Below are 21,772 nucleotides of genomic sequence, written 5' to 3'. Positions count from 1 at the left end.
GATCCACGGGCCCCGGTCCGTGCGCGCCTCGACCGGGGAGCGGGACCTCGGGGGCCGAACCGCCCGGCCCTGATCCGGCACAGCACGGCCGGCCACGAGCGGGCCGGACCCGGACCCCGGACCAGTCGGAACGGAGCAGTCCGGTCGTGTCCGGTTTGCCACGCCGTGCGCTCCGGGCACGACCGGCGGCATGGACGCCGACATCAGGCTGCGGGTGGACGGCGAGCTGCACGAGCTCACCGTCGACACCCGGACCACCCTGCTCGACCTGCTGCGCGAGCGGCTGGGCAACACCAGCCCGAAGAAGGGGTGCGACCACGGCCAGTGCGGCGCGTGCACCGTCCTGCTCGACGGCGAGCGGGCGCTGATCTGCCTCGCGCTGGCCGTCGCCCACGACGGCGCGGAGATCACCACCGCGAACGGCCTGGCACCCGAGGGCGAGCTGCACCCGGTGCAGCAGGCCTTCCTCGACCACGACGCCTTCCAGTGCGGCTACTGCACCCCCGGCCAGGTCTGCTCGGCCGTCGGCGTGCTGCAGGAGGTCGACCGCGGCTGGCCGAGTCACGCCACCGCCGACCTCACCGCCGATCCGCAGCTCACCGCCGACGAGGTCAGCGAGCGCATGAGCGGCAACCTCTGCCGCTGCGCCGCCTACGCGCACATCACCCCCGCGGTGCAGCAGGCCGGGGCCGCGCGGTGAAGCCGTTCGCCTTCGCCCGGCCGGGCAGCGTCGCCGAGGCGGTCCGCGACGTGGCCGCCGAGCCGAACGCCGTCTTCCTCGGCGGTGGCACCAACCTGGTCGACCACCTCAAGCTCGGCGTCGCCCGCCCCGACCTGGTCGTCGACGTCCGGACGCTCACCTCCCGCGAGATCACCGACACCGACGACGGCGGCCTGCTCGTCGGCGCGGCCGTCACCAACAGCGAGCTGGCCGCCGACCGGCGGGTGCGCGAGCGCTGGCCCGCTCTCGCCCAGTCGCTGCTGGCCGGCGCCACCGGGCAGCTGCGGAACCTCGCCACCGTCGGCGGCAACCCGCTGCAGCGCACCCGCTGCGTCTACTTCCAGGACGTCACCACCCCCTGCAACAAGCGCGAGCCCGGCAGCGGCTGCTCGGCCATCGGCGGCTACACCCGCTACCACGCGGTCCTCGGCGCGAGCGAGCAGTGCATCGCCACCCACCCCTCCGACATGGCGGTGGCGCTGACGGCGCTGGACGCCGTCGTCCACGTCGAGGGCCCGGACGGCGGGCGCACGGTCCCCTCCGGCGAGCTGCACCGGCTGCCCGGCGACGACCCGACCCGCGACACCGTCCTCGAGCACGGCGAGCTCATCACCGCGATCGAGCTGCCCGCGCTGCCGATGGCGCACCGCTCCACCTACCGCAAGGTCCGCGACCGGGCCTCCTACGCCTTCGCCCTGGTGAGCGTCGCCGCCGCGCTCGACCTCGCCGACGACGGCACCGTCCGCGACGCCCGCATCGCCCTCGGCGGCGTCGCGCACCGGCCGTGGCGGGCCACCCGCGCCGAGGAGGTGCTCCGCGGGCAGCGACCCACCGACGACGTCGCCCGCGCCGCCGCCGAGGCGGAGCTCGCCGACGCCACCCCCCAGCCGGGCATCGACGGCGGCAACGCCTTCAAGCTCCCGCTGGTCACCCGCACGCTCGCCGCGACCCTGCGGATCCTCACCGGCCGGGAGGGCTGACCCGTGACCGAGCTGCTGGAGCCGCGCGCGATCGGCCGCGACCTCGTCCGCCGGGACGGCGTCGAGAAGGTCCGCGGGACGGCCACCTACGCCTACGAGACGCCGGTCGAGTCGCCGGCCTTCTGCCACCCGGTCACCGCGACCGTCGTCCGCGGGACGATCACCGCCGTCGACAGCACGCAGGCCGAGGCGCTCGACGGCGTCCTCGCCGTCCTCACCCACGAGAACGCCGAGCGGCTGGCCTCGACCGACGACGCCGAGCTCGCGGTCCTCCAGTCCCCCGACGTCGCCTTCCGCGGGCAGGTCGTGGGCGTCGTCGTCGCCGAGACCTCCGAGGTCGCCCGGCAGGCCGCCGACCTGGTGCGCGTCAGCTACGACGAGCAGCCGCACGACACCGAGCTGTCGGAGAGCCGCGACGACCTCTACGCCCCGGAGAAGGTCAACCCCTCCTTCGACACCGACACCGTCCAGGGCGACGTCGACGCCGAGCTCGCCGCCAGCGCGGTGCGGGTCGAGCAGACCTACACGACGGCGATGGTGCACAACAACCCGCTGGAGCCGCACGCCTCCACGGCGCTGTGGGACGCCGCCGGCGGCGGGAAGCTCACCCTCTGGGACTCCACGCAGGGCGTGCACCCCGACCGCAAGACCGTCTGCACGGTCTTCGGCCTCGACCTCGAGCAGGTGCAGGTCGTGTGCCCCTACGTCGGCGGCGGCTTCGGCTCCAAGGGCACCCCGCACGCCAACGTCGTCCTGGTGACGATGGCCGCCCGCGCCCTGCCCGGCCGCGCGGTCAAGCTGGCCCTCACCCGCCAGCAGATGTTCACCCTCGCCGGCTACCGGACGCCCACCATCCAGCGCATCCAGCTCGGCGCCGACCGCGACGGCCGGATCCGGGCGCTGGCGCTCGACGTCGTCGAGCAGACCTCGCGGATCAAGGAGTTCGCGGAGCAGACCGGCGTCCCCGCCCGGATGATGTACACCGCCGCGGCCCGGCGGACGACGCACCGGCTGGCCGCCCTCGACGTCCCGGTGCCCTCGTGGTTCCGCGCGCCCGGCGAGTGCCCCGGCATGTTCGGCCCCGAGGTCGCCATGGACGAGCTGGCGTACGCGCTCGACGTCGACCCGGTCGAGCTGCGGGTCCGCAACGAGCCGGAGGTCGACCCGGAGACCGGCCAGCCGTGGTCGAGCCGGCACCTCGTCGAGTGCCTGCGCGAGGGCGCCGAGCGGTTCGGCTGGGCCGGCCGCGACCCGCGGCCCGGCGCGCGGCTCGAGGACGGCTGGCTGGTGGGCACCGGCGTGGCGGCGTCGGTCTACCCGACCTACCGGATGGCCCAGTCGACGGCGGCCATCCGCCACGAGGCCGGCCGCTACGTCGTCGAGATCGGCGCCGCCGACCTCGGCACCGGCGCGTGGACGGTGCTGCCGCAGATCGCCGCCGACGCCCTCGGGGTCGACGTCGACGACGTCGAGGTCCGCCTCGGCGACACCCGCTACCCCATCGCCTCGGTGGCCGGCGGCTCGTCGGGCACCAACACGTGGGGCTCGGCGATCGTCGTCGCCGCGCGGGAGTTCCGCGGCAAGTTCGGCCCGCGGCCGGAGGACGGCGACGAGGCGCAGGGTGCGGTGGACCAGGCCGGGAGCGACGACGAGCACGTCGCCGCCGCCTTCGGCGCGCAGTTCGTCGAGGCGCGGGTGCACGCCGACACCGGCGAGGTCCGTGTCCCGCGGTTGCTGGGCGTGTTCGCCTGCGGCCGGATCGTCAACCCGCGCACCGCCCGCTCGCAGTTCATCGGCGGCATGACCATGGGGCTGTCCATGGCGCTGCACGAGGACAGCGTCTGGGACCCGCGGGTCGGCCAGGTCGCCAACCACGACCTCGCCGAGTACCACGTGACGGTCAACGCCGACGTCGGCGACGTGCGGGCGCACTGGATCGACGAGCACGACCCGTACGTCAACGCCATGGGCGCCAAGGGCATCGGGGAGATCGGCATCGTCGGGACGGCGGCGGCGGTCTCCAACGCCGTCTTCTCCGCGACCGGGGTGCGGGTGCGGCAGCTGCCGATCACCCTGGACGCCGTGCTGCCCGGACTGCCCTGACCGGCGCGGCACCCGGTCGCCACGGTCCGCTGGTCGATCTACCGTGCTGGAGTGCCCGTGAAGGACCTGCAGGACCTCGTCCGTCGCCGCCTCTGGGAGGCGCGGCTGACGGTGTACGAGGCCTCCCGGCGTGCCCGGGGGGCCATCGCGCCCGAGGTGATCGAACGACTGGGCCGCACCGGCGGCCGGGCCTTCATCAGTGCCCGGCTGGCCGGGCACCTGGCCCGCGCGCTCGACGTGCCGGAGAACCGGGTCCGCCGCGCGGCGGACCTGCCCGAGGTGCACGACCCGCGGGTGGACGAGCCCACCGGCCCGCACCTGCGGCTGGTCACCAGCGACGGCTGAGCCGCGACCGGGTCGGCCCCGTCCGGGTCAGCCCCGCAGGACGCCGGCCAGGCGGCGCAGCCCCTCGGTGATCGTCGCCGGGGTGTTGGTGGTGAACGACAGGCGCAGCGTGGCGCGGTCCGGCGCCGCCGCGCAGGAGAACGGCGCCCCGGGCACGAAGGCGACGTCGGCGGCCAGCGCCCGGCGCAGCAGGTCCGCGGTGTCGACGTCGCCGGGCAGGCGGGCCCACACGAACATGCCGCCGTCCGGGTCCGACCACGTGCTGCCCTCCGGCAGGGTCGCGGGCAGCGCCGCGGCCATCGCGTCACGCCGCTCGCGGTAGGTCGCGCACAGCCGCCGCACGTGCGCGTCGAGGTCGGTGCGCGCCAGCCATACGGCTGCGGCGGCCTGGTCGATCGTCGAGGTGTGCAGGTCGGCGGCCTGCTTGGCCACCGTGAGCGGGGGCAGCAGGGCCGCCGGCGCGCGCAGCCAGCCCAGCCGCAGCCCGGGCGCGGCCAGCTTGGAGAAGCTGCCCAGGTGCAGCACGCGGTCGGCGGCGGCCGGGTGCGCGGCCAGCGGCGGGACCGGCTCGCCGCGGTAGCGCAGCTCGCCGTACGGGTCGTCCTCGACGATCCAGAAGCCGGCCCGGGCGGCGAGCTCGGCCACCGCGGCGCGGCGCTCCGCGGGCAGCGTGCGGCCGGTCGGGTTGGCGAAGGTGGGCACCAGGTAGAGCAGCGCGGGCCGCTCGCGGGCGACGACGTCGGCCAGCGCGTCGGGGTCGATGCCGTGCTCGTCGGAGGCGACGCCGACGACGCGGGCGCCGGCCAGCCCGAAGGCCTGCAGCGCCGCGAGGTAGGTGGGGTCCTCGACGGCGACCACCGCGCCGGGGTCGAGCAGCGCGGTGGTGACCAGGGTGAGCGCCTGCTGGGAGCCGGTGGTGACCAGCAGGTCGGGAGCGGCCGTGGGCAGCCCGCGGGCGGTCATCCGCTCGGCGACGCGGGCCCGCAGGTCGGGGTCGCCCTCGGTGGGCGCGTACTGCAGGCCGCGGCGGGCGCCCGGGCCGGCGAGGACGGCGTCGAACGCGGCCCGCAGGCCCTCGACGTCGAACAGCTCGGGAGCGGGCAGCCCGCCGGCGAAGGAGACCACCTGCGGCCGGTCGAGCAGCGCGAGCAGCTCGCGGACCGGGGAGCTGCCCACCCCGCGCAGCCGCCGGGCGGGCGCGGGCGGCGGGACGGCGGGGGAGGTCATGACGGCTCCGGGGCTCGACGGGCGCGGACGGCGGGCGGTGGACGCGGGAGGTGTGCCGCGCGGGCCGGGCCGGGGGCTGCCTGGTCGAGGAGCCGACGAGCACGGTACGCCCGGGACCCCGCCGCCGGCCGCGGCCCCCGTCCGGCGAGGCCGGCCGCGGCCCCCCGTCCGGCGGGGCGGGTGGGACCGGCGGGGCGGACCGGTCCGCGCGCCGCGTGAGGCACGCCACGCCCCGACCGCCCCGCGGACCGTCCGCGCAGGTCAGGGCCGTGCTGCAGGGCCCGTATACGTCGTCCGGGGGGAGGCGCGCGGGAGGCGGCCGGTTGGGCGTGTCTCCGGCGGCGCAGGCAGGATGGGTCCCGAGATGGCGAGCGCAGCACGGGCCGGGGCGGTCGCCCCGCAGACGACCAGCCGACCGCTCCGGGCGTGGCAGCAGGCCGCTCTGGACAGGTACGAGGAGCAGGCGCCCAAGGACTTCCTGGTCACCGCGACCCCCGGCGCGGGCAAGACGACCTTCGCGCTGACGCTGGCCACGCGGCTGCTGCAGCGGCGCGAGGTCGCCCGCGTGATCGTCGTCTGCCCCACCGACCACCTGCGGCTGCAGTGGGCCGACGCCGCCGACCGGCTGGGCATCGTGCTCGACCCGGGGCTGACCAACGCCGTCGGCCCCGTGCGCGCCGGCACCCAGGGCTACGTGACCACCTACGCGCAGGTCGCCGGCAAGCCGATGCTGCACGCCGCCCGCGCCACCGCCGTCAAGACGCTGGTCATCCTCGACGAGGTCCACCACGCCGGCGACGGCCTGTCCTGGGGCGAGGCGGTCGAGGAGGCCTACGGCTTCGCCGCGCGCCGGCTGTGCCTGACCGGGACGCCGTTCCGCACCAAGGCCGACGAGCGCATCCCCTTCGTGCGCTACGAGGAGGACGGCTTCGAGGGCGACGACGGCGAGGGCGGGATGGGCCTGGTCAGCCGCGCCGACTACACCTACGGCTACAAGGAGGCGCTGGCCGACAGCGTCGTCCGGCCGGTCGTGTTCGCCGCCTACACCGGCACCTCCCGCTGGCGGAACTCCGCCGGCGAGGTGGTCGCGGCCTCGCTGTCGGAGGCCGGCACCCGCTCGGTGGAGATGGCCGCCTGGCGCACCGCGCTGGACCCCAAGGGCCAGTGGGTGCCGCACGTCATCGCCGCCATGGACGACCGGATCACCCACCTGCGCGAGGACGGCGGCATGCCCGACGCCGCCGGGCTGATCCTCGCCAGCGACCAGGACGACGCCCGCGCCTACGCCAAGATCGTCCGGCGGGTGACCGGCAAGGCGCCCGAGCTGATCCTCTCCGACGACCCCAAGGCGTCGAAGAAGATCGAGCGCTTCGCCGCCGGGTCGGCCCGGATCGCCGTCTGCGTCCGCATGATCTCCGAGGGGGTCGACGTGCCGCGGGCCGCCGTCCTCGCCTGGATGACCTCCTACCGGACGCCGCTGTTCTTCGCCCAGGCCGTCGGCCGCGTCGTCCGCGCCCGGGCGTCGCACGAGACGGCGACGGTGTTCCTCCCCGCCGTCCGGCCGCTGCTGGGGCTGGCCGCCTCCCTGGAGAAGGAGCGCAACCACGTCATGCCGCCGCCCAAGGCGGCCGACCCCGAGGCGCTCGACCTCGACCCGCTGCCGCCGAAGGAGCGCGAGCCGGTCGGGCTCAAGCAGTGGGAGGCGCTGGAGGCCGACGCCCGGTTCGCGCACGTGCTGCACGGCGGGACGGCGCACACCGGCGAGGGCGCCGGCCCGGTCGCGGTCGCGCCGGAGGACGAGGACTTCCTCGGCATCCCCGGCCTGCTCACCGCCGAGCAGACGGCGTCGCTGCTGGCCCGCCGCGACGACGAGCTGCGACTGCGGATCGCCCAGCGCGCCCACCTCGACGACGACACCGGCGAGCTCCCGCTGGTCGAGGACCACCCCGACGAGGACCTCGCCGATGACGCTGCCGGCCGCTCGTGGCGCGACGCCGCCGAGCTGCGCCGCGAGATCAACCGGCTGGTCGCCCGGGTCGCGGCCAAGACCTCCCGGCCGCACGGGGTGGTGCACACCGAGCTGCGCAAGTCCGTGCCCGGTCCGCCGTCGGCCTCGGCGTCGGTCGACGTGCTGCGCGCCCGCCGCGAGCGCCTGCGCACCATGCTCTGACACTGCGGTCCCACCGCCGCACCGCGGCCACGTGCCGTCCCCGACCTGCGCTGGGCCGCTGCGTCGCTCGATCGCGGGACCGGACGGCCCTACCCCGTGGGCAGCAGGCCCTTGGCGGCGGCGAGGGCGACGGCCTCGGTGCGGCTGCCGGCGCCGAGCTTGGCCAGGATGTTGCTCACGTGCACGCTCGCGGTCTTCTCGCTGATGTGGAGCTCGCTGCCGATCTGCCGGTTGGTGCGGCCGCGGGCCAGCAGGGCGAGCACCTCCGCCTCGCGCGGGGTGAACACCGCCGCCGTCTCGACGACGCGGCCGCTGCCGGGGAGCTCCAGGCGCGCCCGGCGGGCCAGCGCGGTCACCGCGGCCAGCAGCGGCGCCGCGCGGAGGGAGCGGGCGGTGGTGGCGGCCGCCCGCAGCGGCTCGGCCGCCCCCGAGCGGTCCCCCGCGGCGACCAGTGCCTCGGCCAGCCGCCACCGGCTGCGGGCCTGCTCGTACCCGTGCCCGTAGCCGAACGCCGCCACCGCCGCCGCCCACAGCTCCGGGGCCGCCCGGCCGGCCAGCCGCGCGGCCTCCGCCTCCAGCCGTGCGATCCACGCCGCCGCCTCGACGCCGTACCCGCCGACCTCGCGCCGGTGGTCGGCGACCGCCGCCCGGGCCAGCCCGACGAGCTCCTCCCCCGCCGCGGTCCACCGGCCTCCGGCGGCGGTGTCACCGGTCAGCCGGGCGCCGGCGGCGGCGTCGCCGACGGCCGCGAGCGCGGTGACCGCCAGGCGGACGACGGCGAGGCGCTCGGCGCCCCACAGCTCCCGCAGCCGCACGTCTGCGGCCCGGGCGGTGGCCAGCGCGGCGGCCGGGTCCGGCGTCCACGCGGCCAGCTCGATCTCCGCGCCGGCGGTCGACACCAGCAGCAGCGCGTGCGCCTCCAGCCGGCGCACCAGCCCGCGCGCCCACGCGATCCGCGCCGCGGCCTCCGGGTCGCCGCGGCCTACCCGCACCAGCAGGCCCGCGGCCCGCACGTGCGCCGCCATCTCCGGCACCCGGGCCAGCCGGTCGGCCAGCGCCAGGGCGCCGTCCCAGTCGCCGAGGGCGTACCGGGACAGGACGCCGAGGTGGCGCAGCTCCGCGGCGTAGAACGACCACTCGACGCCGAGCTCGTGGGCCCGCGCCAGCCCGGTGTCGCTCCAGCGCAGCGTCTCCTCCGCGGCGCCGTCCTCGTGGGCGACGATCGCCAGGTTGAACAGCACCCGCATCTCGACGTCGGTGTCGCCCGAGCGGCGGGCGCGGGCCAGCGCCTCCTCCAGCCGGGCCGGCAACTCCGCGCCGCCGCGCGAGCGGGCCAGCGAGACCGCGACGTCGGCCCACGCGCTGTCCAGACCGAGGACGTCGGCGGCGGCCAGCGCCTCCTCGGCCGCCGCCTCCGCCTCCGCACGGCGGCCCACCTCGAAGCAGGTGCGGGCATGGCTGGCCGCCGCCCAGGTGCGCACCGGCGACGGCGGCGCCGCGGGTACCAGCGCCATCGCCGCGGTGCTCTCCCGCAGCGCGGAGGCCTGGTCCTCGACGCGGGCGAGTGCCTGCGCCAGCGTGTAGTGCACGCGGGCCCGCAGCGCGCGGTCGCCGTCGGGGCCCAGCACGTCCAGCGCCGCACGCAGCAGTGCGACCGCCCGGTGCAGCTCCCCGCTGCGGCGGGCGGCGGCCGCGGTGTCGAGCAGCAGCTCGGCCTGCCCGCGGCCGGTCCGGTCGGCCGCGTCGGGCACGGCCGGCCACAGCGCCAGCGCCGTCTCCAGGTGCTGCAGCTGCTCGGCCGGCGCGCCCACCCGGCGGGCCTCGTCGGCGGCCTCCAGCGAGGCGGTCAGCGCGCCGGCCAGGTCGTTGCTCTCCCGCAGGTGGTGGGCCCGCTCGGCGGCGGTGCCGGCGCCCGGGACGGCGGCCAGCTGGGCGGCGACGGCGGCGTGCAGCCGCACCCGCTCGCCGGGCAGCAGGTCGGCCAGCACCGCCTCGCGCAGCAGCGCGTGCCGGAAGCGGTAGGCGCCGTCGGGCGAGACCACCAGCAGGTGGGAGTGCACCGCCTCGGCCAGCGCCCGCTCCAGCTCGGCCGCGGCCAGGCCGCCGACGGCGGCCACCAGCTCGTGCCGCACCCGCCGGCCGGCGACCGCAGCCACCCGCAGCACCTGCTGGGCGGCCGGTCCGAGCTGCTCGACCCGGGCCAGCAGCACGTCGGTGAGGCCCAGCGGCAGGGTCTCCCCCGCCAGGCCGGCGGCCAGCAGCTCCTCGGCGTAGAAGGCGTTGCCCTCGGCGCGGGCCACCACGTCGTCCACCGTGCGGTCGGGCACGCCGGCGGCCAGGCCGCGCACCAGCTCCTCGACGGCGGCGTCGGGGAGCGGGCCGAGGTCGAGCCGCTCGACGCCGGGCAGCCGCACCAGCTCGGCCAGCAGCGGCCGCAGCGGGTGGCGGCGGTGCAGGTCGTCGGAGCGGTAGGAGGCCACCACGGCGACCGGCTCGTCGGCCAGCCGGGCGAGCAGGTAGCGCAGCAGGTCGCGGCTGGAGCGGTCGGCCCAGTGCAGGTCCTCCAGCACCACCAGCAGCGGGGCGTCGGCCGCGAGCCCGGCCAGTGCGGCGGCGACCGCCTCGAACAGCTGCAGCCGGCCGTCGTCGACCGGCGGCCGCAGCGCCCCGACCGGGCTCGCGAGGTCGGGGGCGTCGGGTCCCGCGGCCGCGGCCGCGCGGGCGGCGAACGGCCCGGCCGCGCCGTCGCCGAGGTCGGCGGCGACCGGGCGCAGCAGGTCGACGAAGGGCAGGTAGGGCAGGCCGACCTCCCCGAGGTCGACGCAGTGACCGGTGAGCACCCGCAGCCCGCGGTCGGCGGCGCGGGCCGCCAGCTCGTCGAGCAACCGGGACTTGCCGACGCCGGCGTCCCCGGCCACCAGGACGGCGCAGCCGCGGCCGGCCCGCGCACGGTCGACGGCGGCGAGGAGGGTGGCCAGCTCGTCGGGCCGGCCCACCAGGGGTCGCTCGTCCCACCGCGGCACGCCGCCGATCGTGGCACGGGCCGCCGACACCGCCGTGAGCGTGCTCAGCGGGCCCGTCGCGTCCGCCACGGGCCGCGGCGGGTGCGGGTGCCGCGGCCGATCGCCCGCAGGAGGTCCCGCCGGTAGGCCAGCTCGGCCTCGAGTCCGGGGTTGGGGTAGGTGGTGTGCACGGCCGTCTCCTCGTGTCGTCGTCCCGGGGTGGACGGCGACCACGGTCGGCCTGAGGAGGTGCCCGGGACATCGGGCGACCGGGCGGTCCTCGGAGGCCGCGGCCCGTCTGAGGGGCCTCAGGCGCACCTCAGCGCAGGTCGGTGCCCTTCGTCTCGCGCAGGGTGAGGACGGCCAGGAAGGTGATCACCGCGGCGACGGCGACGTACCAGAAGAAGACCGTCGGCACGTCCCGGTTGGACAGGGCGGTGATCACCAGCGGCGCGGTGCCGCCGAAGATGGCGACGGTGAGGTTGTACCAGGCGCCGATGCCGGTGGCCCGCAGCTCCGTGGGGAACAGCTCGCTCATGATCGCCGGCGCCAGGGAGGCCATCGCCGCGTACAGGGCCAGCCCCACGCAGAAGACGACGATCAGCGAGAGCAGGTCGTCGCGCACCAGGTAGGACAGCGGGACGACGAGCACCGCCGTCGCCGCCGCCCAGGTGAGCAGCACCGGCTTGCGGCCCACCCGGTCCGACAGCGCGCCGTAGGGGTAGCACAGCGCGATGAACAGCGCGGTGCCGATCGACAGCGCGATGAACACGTCGTTGCCGTCGGCGTCGCGGAAGTTGATCGCGAACGGCGTCAGGGCGCTGAAGAACGTGTAGTACGACAGCGTGTTGAGCAGGGTGATCGCGCACAGCTGCAGCACCGAGCGGGGGTGCTCGCGGATCGTGCGCAGCAGCGGGTGGGTGGTGGCCCGCGCCTTCTCGGCGTTCTCCTCGAAGCTCTCGCTCTCGGTCAGCGACCGCCGCAGCCACAGGCCGACCAGCCCGAGCAGGCCGCCGACGGCGAAGGCGATCCGCCAGCCGTAGGACTCCAGCTGCCCCTGGTCGAGCACCCCGGTGAGCAGGACGCCGAGCAGCGAGGCCAGCAGCAGCGCCGACCCGGTGGAGATGTAGAAGAACGCCGAGTACCGGCCGCGGCGCTCGGGCGGGGCGATCTCGGCCAGGTAGGCCGAGGCGCCGGAGACCTCGCCGCCGAGGCTGAGGCCCTGGGCGATGCGGGCCACCAGCAGCAGCACCGGCGCCAGCCACCCGACCTGCTCGTAGGTGGGCAGGATCGCGATCACCAGCGAGCCGCCGGCCATGAGCAGGATGGTCAGCAGCATGCCGGCCTTGCGGCCGCGCAGGTCGGCGAAGCGGCCGATGAGGACCCCGCCCAGCGGCCGGAAGAAGAACGCCAGCGCGTAGGTCGACGTCGTGCCGATCAGCGCCAGCGCCCGGTTCTCCGAGGGGAAGAACTGACCGGCGAAGTAGACGAGGAAGGTCGCGTAGACCGTCCAGTCGAACCACTCGACGGCGTTGCCGATGCTCGCCGAGACCAGCGTCTTCACCGGCAGCCGGTGCCGTTCGTCCGCCGCCTGCTGCCGAGCCGTCTGCGCCATGGACGGCAGGCTAGTGACCGCGGACACGGTCGGCGCGGTGAGCGCGACGGCCGGGAGGGGACGAGGCTGGGGACGACGAGAGGAGCCCCCCGTGCCCGACCTGCCCCCGACCGTCTTCGTCCTCTTCGGTTCCACCGGTGACCTGGCCGCCCGCATGGTGCTGCCGGCCTTCGACCAGCTCGACCGGCGCGGGCTGCTGCCCCGGGACTGGCGGCTGGTCGGCAGCGGCCGCGGCGAGCGGTCCGACGACGACTTCCGGCAACTGGTCCGCGACGCGCTCGCCGAGCACGGGGACGGCGAGCCGTCGCCCGGCCTGCTCGACCGGCTGCGCTTCGCCGGCGGCGGCCACACGCCCGAGGACCCCGGGCAGCTGGTCGACGTCGTCGCGCAGGCCCGCGGGGAGCTCGGCGACGGCGTCTCGCTCGTGCACTACCTCGCCATCCCGCCCGAGGCCTTCGAGGGCACCACCCGGGCGCTGCACACCCACGGCCTGACCGAGGGCGCCCGCGTCGTCTACGAGAAGCCCTACGGCACCTCCCCCGACGGCTTCCGCGAGCTCGACGAGCTGGTGCACTCGGTGCTCGACGAGGAGCAGGTCTTCCGCATCGACCACTTCCTCGGCAAGGAGGGCACCCAGGACCTGCACGTCCTGCGCTTCGCCAACGGCCTGTTCTCCTCGGTGTGGGACCGCGAGCACGTGGCGCAGGTGCAGGTCGACGTCCCCGAGACCCTCGACGTCGCCGACCGGGCGGAGTTCTACGACGCCACCGGCGCGGTGCTCGACATGCTGGTCACCCACCTGTTCCAGGTGGCGGCGGAGGTGGCGATGGAGCCGCCGGCCTCGCTGGCGCCGGGCGACCTGCAGGAGGCCCGGGAGGCGGTCCTGGCCGCGTTCCGGCCGCTGGCGCGCGAGGACGTCGTCCTGGGGCAGTTCGAGGGCTACCGCGACCTCGACGACGTCGCCGACGACAGCACCACCGACACCTTCGTGGCGGCCCGGCTGTGGGTGGACACCGACCGGTGGCGCGACGTGCCCTTCCTGCTGCGCACCGGCAAGCGGATGGCCGAGAGCCAGCAGCGGGTGACGCTGGTGATGCGCCGGCCCGACGGTCCGGTCGGCGCCGTCCCCGGCGGGGGCAACACCGTGTCGCTGTCGCTGTCGGGCGCCGGTGAGCTCGACCTCGGGCTGGTCACCAAGCAGCCCGGCCCCGCCCTGGAGCTGGCGGTGGCGAAGGCGTCGCTGGACCTGGGCAAGGTGGCCGGCGGCGAGCCGCTGCCGGCCTACGCCTCGCTGATCCACGACGTGCTGGTGGGCGACCGGTCGCTGTTCACCACCAGCGCCGGGCTGGCGCAGACCTGGCGGGCGGTGCGGCCGGTGCTCGACGACCCGCCGGAGGTGCGGCCCTACGCGCCCGGCTCGTGGGGGCCCGAGGCGGCGCAGGAGCTGGCCGACCCGTGCGGGTGGGCGCTGGGGAGCTGAGGTCCGGACCGGGCTCTGGTCGCCTCGCGGCGAGTTGCACGACGCGGCTCCAGGCCCCCGACCGAGGTCGGGGCGGTGGTCCGTGAAGGCGGTATCCAATTGGCACCCGGGGACACAGAGTCGCCCGGTCCGGACGACACCGACCGTACCCCGCCCCCGGCCGCCCCACACCCGGACCGCGTGGGTGCCAGACTCCCGCCGTGGCCGACCTGACCCGCGCCGAGGCCGCCGTCCTGGACGCCGTCGACGAGACGGCGGCCGTCGGCCTGCTGTGCCGCCTGGTGGCCGTCCCCTCGGTCGGCGGGACCGCGGCCGAGAGCGAGGTGCAGTCCCTGGTCGCCGGCGAGCTGGAGCTGCTCGGCTGCGACGTCGACCGCTGGCCGATCGACCTGGCCGCGGCCGCCACCGCGCCCGACGCGCCCGGCCAGGAGGTCGACCGGGAGGAGGCGTGGGGCGTGGTCGGCACGCTGCCCGGCCACTCGTCGGACCCCGCGGACGGCGACCCGGCGCTGGTGCTGTGCGGGCACTCCGACGTCGTCCCGACCGGCGACCGGGCGCTGTGGGCCGGTGACCCGTTCACCCCGCGGCTGGCCGGCGGCGCGGTGCACGGCCGGGGCTCCTGCGACATGAAGGGCGGGCTCGCCGCGGCCCTGGCCGCCCTCGCGGCGGTGCGGGCGGCGGGGGTGCGGCTGCGCCGGCCGGTCGCCGTGCACAGCGTGGTCGGTGAGGAGGACGGCGGCCTGGGCGCGTGGGCGACGCTGGCCCGCGGCCACCGCGGCGACGCGTGCGTCATCCCCGAGCCCACCGACGGCGCCGTCGTCACCGCCGCGGCCGGGGCGCTGACCTTCCGGCTGGAGGTGACCGGTGCCGCCGCGCACGCCGCGATGCGCGACCGCGGGGTCAGCGCCGTGGAGCTGTTCGCCGAGCTGCACGCCGACCTGCGCGCGTTCGAGGCCGACCGGCAGCGCGACGCCGACCCCCGCTTCGCCGGGGAGCGGTACCCGTTCGGGTTGTCGGTCGGCACCGTGCGCGCCGGCGACTGGGCCTCCACGGTGCCCGACCGGCTGGTCGCCGAGGGCCGCTACGGGGTGCGGCTGGGCGAGCCGGTCGAGGCCGCCCGAGCGGCGTTCGAGGCGCGGGTCGCCGCCTTCTGCGCCGGGCACCCGTGGCTGGCCGCGCACCCGGTGCAGGTCACCTGGACCGGCGGCGTCTTCGCCGGCGGCGAGCTGCCGCCCGGTTCGGCGCTGCTCGGCCAGGTGCGCGACGCCGTCGTCGACGCCGGCGGGCCGCTCCCGCCCGAGCGCGCGGTGTCCGCCGGCACCGACCTGCGCCTCTACGCCGCCGCGGGTGTCCCGGCGCTGCACCTCGGGCCCGGTGACCTGCACCTGGCCCACGGCCCGGCCGAGCGGGTGCCCGTCGCCGAGGTGACCGCCGTCGCCCGCGCGCTGGCGCTGCTCACCCTCCGCCGCTGCGGGGTCGCGTGATCGGGTACGAGGAGTTCGCGGCGCTGACCGAGGACTCCCCCACCGCGCGCACCGAGTGGGCCGCCGTCGTCGCCGCCTGGAGCGAGCCGCACCGCCGCTACCACGACCTGCACCACCTGGCCGCCGTGCTGGGGCTGGTGGGCGAGCCGGGCGCCCACGCCGCCGACCCGGCCGCCGTCGCGCTGGCCGCCTGGTACCACGACGTCGTCTACGACCCCCGCCGCGACGACAACGAGCAGGTCAGCGCCGAGCGGGCGCGCGCCGGGCTGCGCGGCCTGGTGCCCGGCCCGCGCCTGGAGGAGGTGGTCCGGCTGGTGCTGCTGACCGCCGGGCACGACCCCGCCCCCGGCGACACCGACGGCGCGGTGCTCTGCGACGCCGACCTCGCCGTCCTGGCCGGGCCGCCGGACGCCTACGCCGCCTACGCCTCGGCGGTGCGCGCCGAGTACGGGCACCTGTCCGACGAGGCCTTCACCGCCGGCCGGATCGCCGTTCTCGAGCACCTGCTGGCGCTGCCGGCGCTCTACCGGCTCCCGGCGGTCGCGGGCGCCTGGGAGCCGCGGGCGCGGGCCAACCTCACCGCGGAACTCGGTCTGCTCCGGACCCGCGCTTCCGGACCCGCAGCCCCGCCCCCACCAGCCGGGTGAGCAGCTCGCGGGCGCCGACCGGCTGCGCCCCGGCGGAGACGGCGACGTCGTAGAGCTCCTCGGGGACGTCGTAGTGGTCGCCCTGGAACGCCCGCCGGGGGATGCCCAGCTCGGCGGTGACGAAGGCGTGCAGCTCCTCGTAGCTGACGTCGCTGACCAGGTGCGACCACCGCCGGCCGCGCCAGGGCCAGACCGGGGAGTCGATGAGCACCGCCACCGGGTCAGTCTGCCGCGCCCCGGCTAGCGTCGTCGGGGTGAGCAGGGAGATCCGCTGGGGCGTCGTCGGGCCGGGGCGCATCGCGCAGAGCGTGATGGGCGACTTCGCGCACGTCCCCGACGCCCGGCCGGTGGCCGTGGCCTCGCGGTCGGCCGACCGGGCCGCCGCCTTCGCCGGGCAGCACGGGCTGGAGCGGGCGTACGGCTCCTATGCCGAGATCCTCGCCGACCCCGACGTCGACGTCCTCTACGTCGCGACCCCGCACCCGCAGCACCACGCGGTCGCGCTGGCCGCGATCGACGCCGGCAAGGCACTGCTGGTCGAGAAGACGTTCACCGCGACGACGGCCGGTGCCCGGGAGGTGGCCGACGCCGCCCGCGCGAACGACGTCTTCGTCATGGAGGCGATGTGGACGCGCTTCCAGCCCGCCGTCGTCGCGCTGCGGGACCTGGTCGCCGACAGCGCCATCGGCGAGGTCCGCTCGGTGCAGGCCGACCTCGGCGTCGACCGCGCCTACGACCCCGCCGACCGGCTGTTCGCCCTCGAGCTCGGCGGCGGGGCGCTGCTCGACCTCGGCGTCTACGTCGTCTCCTTCGCCCAGATGCTGCTCGGCGCGCCCGACACCGTCACCGCCGTCGGCTCGATCTTCCCGACGGGGGTCGACGCCGAGGCCGGGCTGCTGCTCGGGTGGGACGACGGGCGCACCGCCACGCTGACCACCTCGCTGCGCTACCCGACCCCCGGGCAGGCGCGGGTCTTCGGCACGGAGGGGTGGATCGACGTCCTCCCCCGCTTCCACCACCCGGACACGATCGTGCTGCACCGCACCGGCGCCGAGCCGGAGACGATCACCCGCCGTCCCGACGGGGTCGGCTACTCCCACGAGCTGGCCGAGGTCACCGCCTGCCTGCAGGCCGGCCGCACGGAGAGCGCGGTTGTGCCGCTGGCCGACACCCTCGCCGTCCAGGACGTCCTGGGCCGCGCCGCCGAGCAGCTCGGGGTCACCCACCGGGAGGATCCTGCCGCGTTGTGACCGTGGCCCCCTGCAGGGCCCCGCAATGAGCTTGCGAGTGGTGGGGGGCAGGGGGTCCTTCAGGGTTCAAGTTCTCGGCTGTGATGCCGAACACCAGGGCATGCCGCTGCTGACGGGACTGACCACCGTCCTCGCCAAGATCACCTCTGCCTCCGCCGTGGCCCAGGCCGCGGCAGGAGTGGGCATCGCCGTCGTCGGGGTCACCGGCGCCGGCGCCACGGGGGTCCTCCCCGGTCCGGTCCAGGACGGCGTCGCCGGCGTCCTGGAGACCGTGACGCCGTTCGACCTGCCCGACTCGGCCGACGACGACGCCGCGGCCACCACCGACGACGACGCGGGGACCGATCCGGCCGCCGTCTCCCCCACTCCCACGCCGGCCGCACCGACCCCGGACGCCCCGGACGCCGGCGACACCCCCGGCTCCGACGACGCGCCCTCCGCCGAGCACCCGGCCGGCTCGCCCGGCTCGGACGCCTCGGTCGACGCCCCCGACGACTCCGCCGGGCGGCCCTCCGCCGTCCCGACGCGGACCCCGGCTGCGCCGGACCCCTCCGACCACTCCGGCTCCGGCCCCGACTCCGGCCCGGGGTCGACCACTCCGGGCTCCGGCTCGGACCCCGGCCCGGGCTCCGGCTCCGGTCGCGACCACCCCGAGGACGACGCCGTCCCCTCCGTCGCCGCACCCGGTGCCGGCTCCCACGACGACGAGTCGCACGACTCCGGCACCGACTCCACGAGCGACCTCGACGACTCCGGCGAGGACGGCTCCGGCCACGACGGGTCCGGCTCGGGCCGCTCCGGCTCGGGCCGCTCCGGCTCGGGCGGCTCCGGCTCGGGCGGCTCGGACTCCTCCGGTCACGGCGGCGGGGACGACTGACCCTCAGGCCGCCGTCCAGGCCAGGCCGCTCGCCTGCTCGGGTGTGGGCACCCGGGTGGGTGTGCGGCCGGCGTGGCGGACGGCGCCGGCCAGCGCCACCGCGTCCGCGACAGCCGCCCCGCCGGGGTCGTTGTTGAGGTAGACGACCACGTCCTCGTCGTCGGTCCAGGTGGCCGCCAGCCGCTGGGCCCACTCCTCGAGCACCGCCGTGGGGTAGCCCCAGCCCTCGGCGCCGGTGTGCAGCCGCAGGTAGCCCCAGCCGGTGGTGCGCCACAGCGGCGTGACCGGCCGCTCGGCCCGGTCGGCCCAGCACAGGGCCGCGCCGTAGCGCTCCAGCAGGTCGCGGACCTCGTCGGTCCACCAGGTGTCGTGCCGGGGCTCGACGGCCACCCGGACGCCGGGCGGGAAGCAGGCGAGGCAGTCGCGCAGCAGGCCGGCGTCGGCCTTGAGCGTGGGCGGCAGCTGCAGCAGGACGACGTCGAGCCGGTCGCCGAGCCCCTCGGCGTGCTGCAGCAGGCGGGCCACCGGCTCCTCGGGCTCGCGCAGCCGCTTGACGTGGGTGAGGAACCGGCTGGCCTTGACCGCCCAGCGGTAGTCGGCCGGCGTCCGCTCGCGCCAGGCGGCGAAGGTGTCGCGCTCGGGCAGCCGGTAGAACGCCGCGTTGCTCTCCACGGTCGCGAAGTGCCGCGCGTGGTGCTCCAGCCAGAGCCGCTGCGGCAGCCGCTGCGGGTAGAAGCGGCCGCGCCAGTCGCGGTACTGCCACCCCGACGTCCCGATCACCACGGCCACGGCGTCGACCTACCCGGCGCCGTCCCGGCCGACGCACCGCCGGCCGCCCGTGATCACCTCGGGTGCAGTGGGGCCTCCTCCGTGCCGAGGACCCGCTGGACCCGAGGTGATCACGACATCACCGCAGGGCGGTGGCCCGGACGGGGTCCGGCAGACGCCGGCAGGGGCGGCCCGCCGAAGCGGACCACCCCTGCCGGGCAGTGCTGGTGGTGCTACGGGGTGGCCGGACTCAGAAGTCCATGCCGCCCATGCCGCCGTCGCCACCGGGCATGGCCGGAGCGGCCTTCTCCGGCTTGTCGGCGATGACGGCCTCGGTGGTGAGGAACAGCGCCGCGATGGAGGCGGCGTTCTGCAGCGCCGAGCGGGTGACCTTGGCCGGGTCGATGATGCCGGCCGCGACCAGGTCCACGTACTCGCCGGTGGCGGCGTTGAGGCCGTTGCCCACCTCGGAGTTGCGCACCTTCTCCGCGACGACGCCGCCCTCGAGGCCGGCGTTGACGGCGATCTGCTTCAGCGGCGCCTCGAGCGCGACGCGCACGATGTTGGCACCGGTGGCCTCGTCACCCTCGAGCTCGAGCTTCTCGAACGCGACGGTGGTGGCCTGCGCCAGGGCGACGCCACCACCGGCGACGATGCCCTCCTCGACGGCGGCCTTGGCGTTGCGCACCGCGTCCTCGATGCGGTGCTTGCGCTCCTTGAGCTCGACCTCGGTCGCGGCGCCGGCCTTGATGACGGCGACGCCACCGGCCAGCTTGGCCAGGCGCTCCTGCAGCTTCTCGCGGTCGTAGTCGGAGTCCGACTTCTCGATCTCGGCGCGGATCTGGTTCACCCGGCCGGCGATCTGGTCGCTGTCACCGGCGCCCTCGACGATCGTCGTCTCGTCCTTGGTGACGACGACCTTGCGGGCGCGGCCCAGCAGCTCGACGCCGGCGTTGTCCAGCTTGAGGCCGACCTCCTCGCTGATGACCTGGCCACCGGTGAGGATGGCGATGTCGGTCAGCATGGCCTTGCGGCGGTCGCCGAAGCCGGGGGCCTTGACGGCCAGCGACTTGAAGGTGCCGCGGATCTTGTTCACGACCAGGGTCGCGAGGGCCTCGCCCTCGACGTCCTCGGCGATGATGGCCAGCGGCTTGCCCGACTGCATGACCTTCTCCAGCAGCGGGAGCAGGTCCTTGACCGAGCTGATCTTGCTGTTGACGACGAGCACGTACGGGTCGTCGAGGACGGCCTCCATGCGCTCGGCGTCGGTGACGAAGTAGGGCGAGATGTAGCCCTTGTCGAAGCGCATGCCCTCGGTGAGCTCGAGCTCGAGGCCGAAGGTGTTGCTCTCCTCGACGGTGATGACGCCTTCCTTGCCGACCTTGTCCATCGCCTCGGCGATGAGCTCGCCGATGGCCGGGTCGGCGGCGGAGATCGACGCGGTGGCGGCGATCTGCTCCTTGGTCTCGACGTCCTTGGCGGTCGAGAGCAGGTGGTCGGTGACCGAGGCGACGGCCTTCTCGATGCCCTTCTTCAGGGCCATCGGGTTGGCGCCGGCGGCGACGTTGCGCAGACCCTCGCGGACGAGCGCCTGGGCGAGCACGGTGGCGGTGGTGGTGCCGTCACCGGCGACGTCGTCGGTCTTCTTCGCGACCTCCTTGACCAGCTCGGCGCCGATCTTCTCCCAGGGGTCCTCGAGCTCGATCTCCTTGGCGATGCTCACACCGTCGTTGGTGATGGTGGGAGCGCCCCACTTCTTCTCGAGGACGACGTTGCGGCCCTTGGGGCCGAGCGTCACCTTGACGGCGTCGGCGAGGGTGTTCATGCCCCGCTCGAGACCGCGGCGCGCCTCTTCCTCGAAGGCGATCATCTTGGCCATGTGGTGATGTCCTCCATGCATGGATCGCTGCACGGCCGGGACCGGCGCCCGCGACGGACGACACCGGCGCCGCGGGCGCTCACGTGGCCCGCGCTCCAGTGCCTCACCGTTCCGACCTGATTGGCACTCGGCACTGTCGAGTGCCAATCCGAAGTCTGGCACTCGCCCCTGCCGAGTGCAAGAACGGGGGGTGGCCGCGGGCGGTTCCCCACCTCCGCTGGGCTCCGTCAGCGCAGGGGGACCTCCGCCGAGGCCGGGGACGTCGCCCGGGCCCCGGCGCGGTCGCGTGTCTCCTGACGGGCCAGGGTCGCCGTCTCGAGCCACAGCAGGAGCGCCGGCGACAGGCGCATGAGCCGCCACAGCACCCGCGCCTGCCGCGGGGCCACGATCAGCGCCCGGTTGCGGTCGATCCCCCGCAGCACGTCGGTGGCCAGCGCGTCGGCGGGGTAGAGCCGCCCTCCGCTCATCCGGGTGATCGCGGCGCGGGTGTCGGTCGCCTCGGCGGTCGGCACGCGCGGCAGGTCCGCCGGCATCCCCTTGTCGAGGATCGGGGTGTCGATGCCCCCTGGGCAGACCACGCTCACCCGGACCCCCCGCCGCGCCGCCTCGCCGCGCAGGCTGAGGGACAGCCCGACCACCGCCCACTTCGTCGTCGCGTAGGGGGCCATGCCCGGTCCCGGCAGGAGACCGGCCAGCGACGCGGTGTTGACGATGTGGCCGTGTCCCTGCCGCAGCATCAGGGGGTAGGCGGCCTGCACCCCGTGCACCACCCCGCGCAGGTTGACGTCGACGGTCCGGTCCCAGTGGGCCGGGCTGAGTTCCTCCACCGGTCCGCCGATCCCGAGGCCGGCGTTGTTGACCAGCAGGTCCAGCCGGCCGTGCCGCTCCGCGGTCTCGTCGACCAGCGCGGCGACCGCGTCGGCGTCGCGCACGTCGACGGCAGCCGCCGTGGCCGTGCCGGGTCCGGTGGCGCGCAGCCCTTCCGCGGTCCCCTCGGCTGCCGCGCCGTCGACGTCGGCGAGGACCACCTGGTCCCCACGACGCACCAGCGCCGCGCCCAGGGCTCGTCCGATCCCGGATGCACCACCCGTGACGATCGCGATGCGCGACATGGCACCCCCTCGTCCCCCGGCGCCGGCCGCGCCTCCTGCGGCAGCCTCCCGCGGCGAGGAGCCCGGGGCCACACCCCGCCGCACGGCGGCCGGCCGCGGAGCACCGGGAGGA

General features: G+C 76.2%; 18 protein-coding genes. 10 read left to right on the top strand and 8 right to left on the bottom strand.

Annotated elements, in window-relative coordinates; genetic code table 11:
- Positions 1–190 precede the first annotated feature (190 nt).
- Genes ACWIZO_RS10495 through ACWIZO_RS10480 form a run of 4 tightly spaced genes read left to right on the top strand, consistent with a single transcriptional unit; the run spans position 191 to position 4,149 of the window.
- The gene (locus tag ACWIZO_RS10495) at positions 191–700 is read left to right on the top strand and encodes a 2Fe-2S iron-sulfur cluster-binding protein (RefSeq protein ID WP_448642400.1); all 510 of its coding nucleotides are present in this window, start codon (positions 191–193) and stop codon (positions 698–700) included.
- Positions 697–1,701, top strand: coding sequence for an FAD binding domain-containing protein (locus tag ACWIZO_RS10490; RefSeq protein WP_448642399.1), 1,005 nt, complete (start codon positions 697–699; stop codon positions 1,699–1,701). Before ACWIZO_RS10495 ends, ACWIZO_RS10490 begins: the two co-directional genes overlap by 4 nt.
- Positions 1,702–1,704: 3 nt before the next feature.
- Positions 1,705–3,804 carry a xanthine dehydrogenase family protein molybdopterin-binding subunit gene (locus tag ACWIZO_RS10485; RefSeq protein ID WP_448642398.1) on the top strand — a complete coding sequence of 700 codons (2,100 nt, stop codon included), beginning with the start codon at positions 1,705–1,707 and terminating at the stop codon, positions 3,802–3,804.
- Between the two features lie 51 nt (positions 3,805–3,855).
- Positions 3,856–4,149, top strand: coding sequence for a hypothetical protein (locus tag ACWIZO_RS10480; protein ID WP_448642397.1), 294 nt, complete (start codon positions 3,856–3,858; stop codon positions 4,147–4,149).
- A 27-nt stretch (positions 4,150–4,176) separates the two neighbouring features.
- On the opposite strand, the gene ACWIZO_RS10475 is transcribed toward ACWIZO_RS10480, so the two are convergent.
- Positions 4,177–5,376 (bottom strand): aminotransferase-like domain-containing protein, encoded by a 1,200-nt coding sequence (locus tag ACWIZO_RS10475; RefSeq protein ID WP_448642396.1) that lies wholly within the window; start codon positions 5,374–5,376, stop codon positions 4,177–4,179.
- A 364-nt stretch (positions 5,377–5,740) separates the two neighbouring features.
- On the opposite strand from ACWIZO_RS10475, the gene ACWIZO_RS10470 reads away from it, so the two are divergent.
- Positions 5,741–7,546, top strand: a complete 1,806-nt coding sequence (locus tag ACWIZO_RS10470) for a DEAD/DEAH box helicase (protein ID WP_448642395.1) — start codon at positions 5,741–5,743, stop codon at positions 7,544–7,546.
- Positions 7,547–7,635: 89 nt separating this feature from the next.
- Here ACWIZO_RS10470 and ACWIZO_RS10465 read toward each other — a convergent pair whose 3' ends face one another.
- From ACWIZO_RS10465 to ACWIZO_RS10455, 3 genes are all read right to left on the bottom strand, one after another.
- On the bottom strand, positions 7,636–10,599 hold the full coding sequence (locus tag ACWIZO_RS10465; protein ID WP_448642394.1) for a helix-turn-helix transcriptional regulator: 2,964 nt from the start codon (positions 10,597–10,599) through the stop codon (positions 7,636–7,638).
- Between the two features lie 14 nt (positions 10,600–10,613).
- Positions 10,614–10,739 (bottom strand): hypothetical protein, encoded by a 126-nt coding sequence (locus ACWIZO_RS10460; RefSeq protein ID WP_448642393.1) that lies wholly within the window; start codon positions 10,737–10,739, stop codon positions 10,614–10,616.
- Positions 10,740–10,867: 128 nt separating this feature from the next.
- Positions 10,868–12,163 carry an MFS transporter gene (locus ACWIZO_RS10455; RefSeq protein ID WP_448642392.1) on the bottom strand — a complete coding sequence of 432 codons (1,296 nt, stop codon included), beginning with the start codon at positions 12,161–12,163 and terminating at the stop codon, positions 10,868–10,870.
- A gap of 91 nt (positions 12,164–12,254) precedes the next feature.
- Here ACWIZO_RS10455 and ACWIZO_RS10450 point away from each other — a divergent pair, with 91 nt between their 5' ends.
- The 3 genes from ACWIZO_RS10450 to ACWIZO_RS10440 all read left to right on the top strand — a co-directional run bounded on the left by ACWIZO_RS10450 (position 12,255) and on the right by ACWIZO_RS10440 (position 15,774).
- Positions 12,255–13,643 (top strand): glucose-6-phosphate dehydrogenase, encoded by a 1,389-nt coding sequence (locus ACWIZO_RS10450; RefSeq protein ID WP_448642391.1) that lies wholly within the window; start codon positions 12,255–12,257, stop codon positions 13,641–13,643.
- A gap of 200 nt (positions 13,644–13,843) precedes the next feature.
- Positions 13,844–15,127, top strand: coding sequence for an ArgE/DapE family deacylase (locus tag ACWIZO_RS10445; RefSeq protein WP_448642390.1), 1,284 nt, complete (start codon positions 13,844–13,846; stop codon positions 15,125–15,127).
- Complete coding sequence (locus ACWIZO_RS10440; protein ID WP_448642389.1) at positions 15,124–15,774, top strand: HD domain-containing protein; 651 nt, start codon at positions 15,124–15,126, stop codon at positions 15,772–15,774. Before ACWIZO_RS10445 ends, ACWIZO_RS10440 begins: the two co-directional genes overlap by 4 nt.
- Here ACWIZO_RS10440 and ACWIZO_RS10435 read toward each other — a convergent pair.
- Positions 15,704–15,991: a DUF4031 domain-containing protein gene (locus ACWIZO_RS10435; RefSeq protein WP_448642388.1), complete on the bottom strand. Its 288-nt coding sequence runs from the start codon at positions 15,989–15,991 to the stop codon at positions 15,704–15,706. The two genes, ACWIZO_RS10440 and ACWIZO_RS10435, sit on opposite strands and share 71 nt — an antisense overlap.
- Positions 15,992–16,028: 37 nt before the next feature.
- On the opposite strand from ACWIZO_RS10435, the gene ACWIZO_RS10430 reads away from it, so the two are divergent.
- Together ACWIZO_RS10430 and ACWIZO_RS10425 are read left to right on the top strand one after the other, a co-directional pair.
- On the top strand, positions 16,029–17,024 hold the full coding sequence (locus tag ACWIZO_RS10430; protein ID WP_448642387.1) for a Gfo/Idh/MocA family protein: 996 nt from the start codon (positions 16,029–16,031) through the stop codon (positions 17,022–17,024).
- A gap of 100 nt (positions 17,025–17,124) precedes the next feature.
- A complete protein-coding gene (locus tag ACWIZO_RS10425; RefSeq protein ID WP_448642386.1) occupies positions 17,125–17,901 on the top strand; it encodes a hypothetical protein in 777 nt (258 codons plus the stop codon).
- Between the two features lie 3 nt (positions 17,902–17,904).
- Here ACWIZO_RS10425 and ACWIZO_RS10420 read toward each other — a convergent pair whose 3' ends face one another.
- From ACWIZO_RS10420 to ACWIZO_RS10410, 3 genes are all read right to left on the bottom strand, one after another.
- Complete coding sequence (locus ACWIZO_RS10420; RefSeq protein WP_448642385.1) at positions 17,905–18,690, bottom strand: DUF72 domain-containing protein; 786 nt, start codon at positions 18,688–18,690, stop codon at positions 17,905–17,907.
- A 229-nt stretch (positions 18,691–18,919) separates the two neighbouring features.
- A complete protein-coding gene (groL, locus tag ACWIZO_RS10415) occupies positions 18,920–20,548 on the bottom strand; it encodes a chaperonin GroEL (RefSeq protein WP_448642384.1) in 1,629 nt (542 codons plus the stop codon).
- Between the two features lie 227 nt (positions 20,549–20,775).
- On the bottom strand, positions 20,776–21,660 hold the full coding sequence (locus tag ACWIZO_RS10410; protein WP_448642383.1) for an SDR family NAD(P)-dependent oxidoreductase: 885 nt from the start codon (positions 21,658–21,660) through the stop codon (positions 20,776–20,778).
- Positions 21,661–21,772 lie beyond the last annotated feature (112 nt).

It is taken from the genome of Geodermatophilus sp. URMC 63 (assembly GCF_053502565.1).
The sequence above is the reverse complement of the archived record's forward strand: the minus strand, read 5'-3'. Positions and strand labels throughout refer to the sequence as shown.